Origin of the sequence: Zobellella denitrificans (genome assembly GCF_002237365.1) — a bacterium.
GTDB classification, from domain to species: domain Bacteria; phylum Pseudomonadota; class Gammaproteobacteria; order Enterobacterales; family Aeromonadaceae; genus Oceanimonas; species Oceanimonas denitrificans.
Genome location: NZ_NMUO01000170.1, coordinates 1 through 2,262, shown reverse-complemented (window position 1 = coordinate 2,262; position 2,262 = coordinate 1). Strand labels below are relative to the sequence as shown.

General features: G+C 71.1%; 3 protein-coding genes. All 3 read left to right on the top strand.

Annotated elements, in window-relative coordinates; all coding sequences use genetic code 11:
- Positions 1-100 precede the first annotated feature (100 nt).
- Positions 101-676: an ABC transporter permease gene (locus CGX12_RS19070; protein ID WP_368073561.1), complete on the top strand. Its 576-nt coding sequence runs from the start codon at positions 101-103 to the stop codon at positions 674-676.
- Positions 673-1,509: an ABC transporter permease gene (locus CGX12_RS19065; protein WP_094041442.1), complete on the top strand. Its 837-nt coding sequence runs from the start codon at positions 673-675 to the stop codon at positions 1,507-1,509. The genes CGX12_RS19070 and CGX12_RS19065 overlap by 4 nt, the downstream gene beginning before the upstream one ends.
- On the top strand, positions 1,506-2,262 hold a 757-nt coding region (locus tag CGX12_RS19060; RefSeq protein ID WP_142995719.1), incomplete at its 3' end, for an ATP-binding cassette domain-containing protein. The genes CGX12_RS19065 and CGX12_RS19060, both read left to right, overlap by 4 nt.

The window sequence follows — 2,262 nt, the reverse complement described above, 5'->3', positions numbered from 1 at the left end:
AAAAAAAAAAGAAGAAAGAAGAGAAGAAGAAGAAAAGAAAAGAAAAAGTAAAAAGAGGGCGCGGAAAAAGGAGAAAAGAGAAAGGGGGCGGGGCAAGCCGATCGGCATACGGGCCGGGCTCCGGCCCGGCGGCCGGCTCGACCGGGTGACCCTGCTGCTGGCCACGGTGCTGCGGGCCTTGCCCCAGTTCGTGATCGGCATCCTGCTGGTGATGCTGCTGGCGGTGCAGCTGGGCTGGCTGCCCGCCGCCGGCCACGGCACCGCGGCCCACACCCTGCTGCCGGCGCTGACCCTGGCCCTGGGCCTGGCCGCCGTGGCCTGCCGGGTGAGCCGCAACGCCATGCAGGGGGTCGCCAACTCCGCCTATTACGCCTTTGGCCGTACCAAGGGCCTGGGCGAGGGTCGGGTGTTCAGCCGCCACGGCCTGCGCAACGTGGCGGTGCCGGTGCTGGCCCACCAGGCCATGCAGCTGGTGTACCTGATCGAAGGCGTGGTGGTGGTGGAAACCCTGTTCGCCTGGCCCGGCATCGGCCATGCCCTGGTGCACGCCATAGTGGCGCGGGACGTCCCCATGATCCAGGGCACCGCCCTGGTGCTGGGGCTGATGTTCGTGCTGCTCAACGCCCTGGTGGATCTGCTGTGCCACCGTATCGACCCGAGAAGGAGGGAAGCATGACCCAAACCGCGACCCTGGCTGCCCCGGCGACTCCCGCCGCCGGGCGCCGCTGGTTGAGCCCCCGCCAGCGCCTGGGCGCCGCCCTGCTGCTGGCGCTGGCCCTGTTCGGCCTCGGCCTGCCGCTGGTGACCGAGCTGGAACCGGCCCGGCAGAACTACAGCCAGATCCTGGCTGCGCCCAGCCTGGCCGAACCCCTGGGCACCGATCACCTGGGCCGCAGCATGCTGGCCCGCATGAGCTCGGCGGTGCAGCTTTCCCTCGGCCTTTCCCTGCTCGGGGTGCTGACCGCCGCCGTGCCCGGCGTGCTGCTGGGCGTGCTGGCCGGCTGGCGCGGTGGCTGGGTGGACCGGACCCTGGGCGTGCTGGCCGACACCCTGCTGGCCCTGCCCGGCCTGCTGCTGGTGCTGCTGCTGGTGGCCATAGCGCCGGGCAACTTCTGGACCCTGTACGTGGGCATCGCCCTGGTGCTGTGGATCGAGTACTTCCGGGTGGTGCGCCTGACCACCCGCACCCTGATGGCCTCGCCGCAAATCGAGGCCTCGCGCCTGCTCGGCTTCGGCCCCGGCTACATACTGCGCCGCCACCTGTGGCCGGCTCTGGCGCCGGTGGTGCTGACCCTGGGCGCCTTCGGCGCCGCCACCGCCATCCTGGCCATCGCCGCCCTGGGCTTTGTCAGCGTGGGGCTGCGCCCGCCCACCGCCGAGCTGGGGCTGATGATGACCGAGCTGCTGCCCTATTACCACGAGGCGCCCTGGGTGCTGCTGCAACCCATAGCGGCGGTGTTCCTGCTGGTGCTGGCGCTCAACCTGCTGGCGGGAGGCCGCAAGCCATGACCGAACTGCTGAAAGTGGAACAACTGGCGGTGGCGGCGGCAGATGCCATAGTGCGGCCGCTGTCGTTCACCCTCGGGGCCGGCCGGCCGTTGACCCTGCTGGGGGAAACCGGCTCCGGCAAGAGCCTGATCGCCCAGGCCATTATGGGCAACCTGCCGGCGGGGCTGCAGGCCCGGGGCCGGATCTGGCTGCGGGGCGAAGAGCTGACCCACCTGCCCGCCGCCGCCCGGCGGCGGCTGTGGGGCCGCCAACTCGCCATGCTGCCCCAGGAGCCCTGGCTGGCGCTGGACCCGACCATGCGGGCGGTGGAGCAGGTGGCCGAAGGCTACCGCTACGTGGCCGGCGCCGATTGGGCCCAGGCCCGCCGCCAGGCCGAACAGGATCTGACCCGGCTCGGCCTGGGGCACGCCCTGCACCGGCTGCCGGGCCAGCTCTCGGGCGGCATGATGCAGCGGCTGGCCTTTGCCGCCGCCAGCACCGGCGGCGCCGACATCGTCATTGCCGACGAACCCACCAAGGGCCTGGACGCGGGCAGCCGCGACCAGGTGACCGGCCTGCTGCGGCAGGTGGCGGAGGCGGGCGGCGGCCTGCTGACCATTACCCACGACATCGCCGTGGCCCGCCAGCTGGGCGGCGAGGTGATGATAGTGCGGGGCGGCGAGGTGCTGGAGTCCGGCCCGGCGGAGCAGGTGCTGAAGGCGCCCGCCAGCGACTACGGCCGGGGCCTGCTGGCCCTGCGTCTTATAAAAATCT